General features: G+C 52.2%; 3 protein-coding genes and 1 other annotated feature (1 of these 4 running past the window's edge). Of the genes, 1 reads left to right on the top strand and 2 read right to left on the bottom strand.

Annotation, left to right across the window (positions count from 1 at the left end; translation table 11 throughout):
* Positions 1 to 74: 74 nt before the first annotated feature.
* Positions 75 to 905 carry a DUF4085 family protein gene (locus tag QZL66_RS10855; RefSeq protein ID WP_022411742.1) on the top strand — a complete coding sequence of 277 codons (831 nt, stop codon included), beginning with the start codon at positions 75 to 77 and terminating at the stop codon, positions 903 to 905.
* Positions 906 to 984: 79 nt separating this feature from the next.
* Here QZL66_RS10855 and QZL66_RS10850 read toward each other — a convergent pair whose 3' ends face one another.
* On the bottom strand, positions 985 to 2,268 hold the full coding sequence (locus QZL66_RS10850) for a bifunctional folylpolyglutamate synthase/dihydrofolate synthase (RefSeq protein ID WP_022411741.1): 1,284 nt from the start codon (positions 2,266 to 2,268) through the stop codon (positions 985 to 987).
* An 88-nt stretch (positions 2,269 to 2,356) separates the two neighbouring features.
* Complete coding sequence (locus QZL66_RS10845; protein ID WP_022411740.1) at positions 2,357 to 4,972, bottom strand: valine--tRNA ligase; 2,616 nt, start codon at positions 4,970 to 4,972, stop codon at positions 2,357 to 2,359.
* 118 nt (positions 4,973 to 5,090) lie between these two features.
* Positions 5,091 to 5,180, bottom strand: a binding site (T-box leader) (it continues 189 nt past the right edge of the window).

Below are 5,180 nucleotides of genomic sequence, written 5' to 3'. Positions count from 1 at the left end.
CCCGCCGAAGAGGAGCCGGCGCTTGCAGCGGAGGAATCTGCAGAGGAAACCGAGGCGTAGAGAGGATATATGGCATGAGATGTTTTACAGAGGAATGGTATCAGGTTGCGCAGTTCATGGATTTCTACGAGAATCTGGAGGAGTCTGAGCAGGCTGCCGTTTTTTCAGAGGCGTATTTTCAGGAATTGTATGCCTTACGGGAAGCGGATATGCTGGAGATGCAAAAGCTTCTGCCGGGGATGACCTTCGAGGAAATGTGCGGCATTTCGGAAGAGACATTTTCGGAATCTGAGGATGCAGCCACGCAGTATCAGCAGGCAAAAGAAGCGTTTGAGCGCATGAAAAAGAATCGTGGCCCTTTTGACGAGGTGAAGGAAAAAGAAAACTTTGCAGCGTTCTTTCAGGGGCAAATCCGGACACTTCAGGAAAATCTGCCGCCGGAAATTTTAAACGAGGTGGCGGACATTCGTGTGCTTGCACTTGGGGCAGCAACGGCTCCTGTGATCGAAGAGATCACCATGTTTTGCGAGGCTTGTCGGGACGCTGTCTATGAAATTGAAGAAAATTACAGCAAGTACTGGGACAAGTTCCTGAAAACGCATCCGGATTCTTTTGTGCAGGATTTCTCGCTTCAGGACAGCGTGATTTTAAATCTGGAGCAGGCGGAAGATCAGATCGTGCTTCATATGGACTGCGCACTGAGTACGACCAAGTGCAGTGCCATTCATCTGCACCATGCAAAACTTGGAACTTGTGAGGAGCTGCCGGAGCGTGCGCAGTGGCTGATGGACGAACTGTATGAGGAAAATGGCATCTATGAGCTGCACATTCTCATGGCACAGCATGAGGATGAGAGCGCACTGCGGGAATTGACCATTCAGGCAGAGCAGATTCAGCTGGTTTGACTGGCTGTGTTGAAAACGATACAAAAAAGCGCATCGCTGCGAAATGACAGCGGTGCGCTTTGCTTTGTAATGATATCGATTATAACATGGGATTGTCCTTGGAGAGAATCCCATCGTTTTGCAGTGCTTCGCTTGCCAAATAGAGCGAACCGCAGATGACGACCATTCCACCATCCTGAATCGCCATGGCAGAAGCCTCCCGCAATGCCGTTTCAAAATCGGGTGCAGCCTTTGCATCGGCGTATCCCTCAAAGCAGGCAGCCAGCGCTTCCGCCGGAACCGCAGACGACAGGAAATCATCCACACAGAAAACCGTGTCCAGCGTTTCCCGCAAAATATTGCAGGCAGTGTGATAGTCCTTGGTGGTGATCATACCACAAATGCCATGAATCGGATGCTTTCCGGTGTGCTTCAGCAGATCGCACAGTGCAGAAACGCCTGCCTGATTGTGTCCGCCGTCCAACAGGATCAGCGGTTCCCGCTGCAGAATTTGTGTTCGTGCCGGAACCTGTACCTTTCCGAATGCCTGCTGGATCTGAGCAGCGGAGATAAGAAAACCGTGCATGCCCAGAAACCGGATCACTTCGATTGCCGTCAATGCATTATAAACCTGATGCCGTCCCGGCATGTGCAGTGTGTATGCGAAATTGTGGTACTGGAATGTGGTGGATTCCAGTGTTTCGGAGAGAATCTGACAGTCGGTCATCGCCGGAATGGTCAGCGGTGCACGTTTTTGCAGAGCAGTTTCCTGCACCAGACAGGTAACATCCATAGGATTGTCCGACGAGAGCACCACAGGGCATCCGGGCTTGATGATGCCGGCTTTTTGTGCAGCAATTTTGGACAGCGTGTCGCCCAGAATCGCCATGTGGTCAAAGGAAATGGAGGTGATGGCGCATACCAATGGGTTGCGGATGATGTTGGTTGCATCCAGTAGACCGCCAATGCCTGTTTCCAAAATCACGAGATCACACTTTTCCTCCACAAACCACAGCAGCGCGATAGCAAACGTAATCTCAAACTGAGAACAATCCGCAGATACGGCGCACGCTTTTACCTGTTCGCAAAAACGGCAGAGCGCATCCATGGGAATGTCGTTTCCGTCGATTTGAATGCGGTCGGTGTAGTGCCGGATAAAAGGAGAGGTAAGTGTTCCGGTTCGGAATCCGGCAGCAGTTGCTGCGGCTGCGCAGAATGCGACAACCGACCCTTTCCCGTTGGTTCCGGCAATGTGAACTGCCCGAATCGAATCCTGCGGATTCCCCAGCTCTTCCAGCAATGCACGGATTCTGGATAAATCGTGCACCGGCTTTCCGCCTTTCTGAAAACTTTGGATATAGTGCATGGTTTCAGACACTGTCATCAAATTCACCCCATTTCAATGAAAAGTCTGCTTTTAGGCAACACCGCACAAAGCCCGCCTGACGGCTTTGCACAGTATTGCTTTTAAATTACTGCAATGCAGCCAAAGACTGGCTGATCTTGTCCATCTTTTCCTGTGCCTTTGCCAGCTTTTCCTTTTCTGCTTCCACCAGCTTTTCCGGTGCTTTGGCAAGGAATCCAGGGTTGGACAGCTTTTTGGACAGGAAGTCCAGATCTTTCTGTACCTTTTCCTGTTCCTTTTTCAGCCGTGCCAGTTCCTTGTCCTTGTCAATGAGTTCGTCCATAGGGATAAAGATGCGGACGCTGTCGGTAACTGCGGTTGCTGCATCCGGCATATCGAACTTCTCGCCAACCTCTACCGCAGAAGCAGACGCCAGCTTCTCAAAGAATACCGCAGTGCTCCGGTACAGTTCCGGTTCGGTCGTTTCAATGCAGACACGTGCTTTCTTGGACGGCGGTACCTGCATTTCAGTACGGCGGTTGCGGATGGCACGAATGGCATCGATGACCTTTTCAAACTGTGCAGCATCGGCAAAATCATACTTGGTATCATAAACCGGATAGGACTCCGCGATAATCATGGATTCGCCGTCAGTCAGCACCTGCCAGATCTCCTCGGTGATATACGGCATGAACGGGTGCAGCAGCTTCAGCATGCCACGCATTACCCATACCAGAACAGCCTGTGCCTTTTCCATGGTTGCGCCACCGGCCTGAATGCGGGGCTTGGTCAGCTCAATGTACCAGTCACAGTAAACGTCCCAGATAAAGTCGTAGATCTTGGCGCTTGCTACGCCGATCTCGAACTTGTCCAGATTTTCGCCAACTTCCTTGGCAACGGCATTGAACTTGGACACGATCCAGCGATCCTCCAGTTCCAGTTTCTCCGGCAGTCCGCTGTACTGGAAATCGTCCGGCAGATTCATCATAATGAAACGGGACGCATTCCACAGCTTGTTGGCAAAGTTGCGGGCAGCCTTGACCTTATCATCACTGTAACGCATATCGTTTCCGGGAGCGTTACCGGTCGCCAGCATAAACCGCAGGGCATCAGCACCGTATTCGTCAATGACCTTCAGCGGGTCGATACCGTTGCCCAGCGACTTGGACATCTTTCTGCCCTGCTCGTCGCGAACCAGACCGTGGATCAGAACAGTATCGAAAGGCACTTCACCCATGTTCTTCAGACCAGAGAACATCATGCGGACTACCCAGAAGAAGATGATGTCATAACCGGTAACCAGTGTATTGGTGGGGTAGAAGTACTTCAGCTCTTCGGTGTTGTCCGGCCAGCCCAGTGTGGAGAACGGCCACAGCGCAGAGCTGAACCAGGTGTCCAGGGTATCTGGATCCTGACGCATGGGCTTGCCGCACTTCGGGCAGACTGCGCTGTTTTCCTTGGTAACAACCATTTCGCCGCAGTCGTCACAGTAGAACGCCGGAATCTGGTGTCCCCACCACAGCTGACGGGAAATACACCAGTCCTTGATATTTTCCAGCCAGTGGAAATAGATCTTGTTGAACCGTTCCGGAACGAACTTGGTCTTGCCGCTCTTTACGGCATCAATTGCCGGTTGTGCCAGCGGTTTCATCTTGACAAACCACTGCTTGGAAACTCTCGGCTCGACGGTCGTGCCGCAGCGGTAGCAGGTGCCAACATTGTGACTGTAATCCTCGATTTCTACCAGTGCGCCCTCAGCCTTCAGATCTTCCACGATTGCCTTTCTTGCCTCGTAGCGATCCATGCCCGCATACTTCGGGTATGCATCCACGATCTTTGCATCGTCCGTCATGACATTGATGACTTCCAGATTATGACGCAGACCGACTTCAAAGTCGTTCGGGTCGTGTGCCGGTGTGATCTTTACCACGCCGGTTCCGAAGTCCATTTCAACATAGTCGTCTGCCACAATGGGAATCTCACGGTGTACCAGCGGCAGGATCAGAGTCTTGCCCACCAGATCCTTGTACCGCTCATCGTTGGGATTGACTGCTACCGCAGTGTCGCCCAGCAGGGTTTCCGGACGGGTAGTTGCCAGTTCCAGATAGCCGCTGCCGTCCTTCAGCGGATACCGCAGATGCCAGAAATGCCCTGCCTGCACTTCGTATTCTACTTCTGCATCAGAGATGGAGGTCAGGCATTTCGGGCACCAGTTGATGATGCGCTTGCCACGGTAGATCAGTCCCTCCTGATAGTACTTGATGAAAACTTCCTTGACAGCCTTGCTGCATCCCTCGTCCATGGTGAAGCGCTCTCTCGTCCAGTCGCAGGAGGAGCCAAGCTTTTTCAGCTGCTCGACGATTCTGCCGCCGTACTGCTTTTTCCATGCCCATGCACGTTCCAGAAAAGCCTCTCTGCCGATGTCCTCTTTCTTGATGCCCTCTTTGCGCATTGCCTCTACGATCTTGGCTTCGGTTGCGATGGAGGCGTGGTCGGTACCCGGCAGCCACAGAGCGCTGTAGCCGGACATGCGCTTCCAGCGAATGAGGATATCCTGCAAGGTCTCATCCAGTGCGTGACCCATGTGCAGCTGTCCGGTGATGTTTGGCGGGGGAATTACGATGGTGTACGGCTCTTTCTCGCTGTCCACGTGGGGAGTAAAGCTGCCGCTGTCATTCCACATCTGATAGATGCGGTCTTCGAACTCCTTCGGCTGGTATGATTTTGCCAGTTCTTGTTTCATGTGCTTGAATTCCTTTCCTATGCATATCGTTTGGATTGCCGCAATAAAAAAACACCCCGGCAATCGCAGAAGTCCTGTCCATGCACACTTTGCGCATCTTCACAACTTCCAATGGATTGCTCAGGGCGAACCAAATAGTCCGTGTTACCACCTGAATTCGGTGCTCTGGCTGGATAAAATCAACGCCTGCTGAAACACCGCACTCATT

Source organism: Ruminococcus sp. CAG:330, assembly GCF_000437175.1.
Taxonomy (GTDB): Bacteria; Bacillota; Clostridia; order Oscillospirales; family Ruminococcaceae; genus Ruminococcus_C.
Note: the sequence above shows the minus strand (reverse complement) of the source record. Positions and strands in the feature narration are given on the sequence as shown.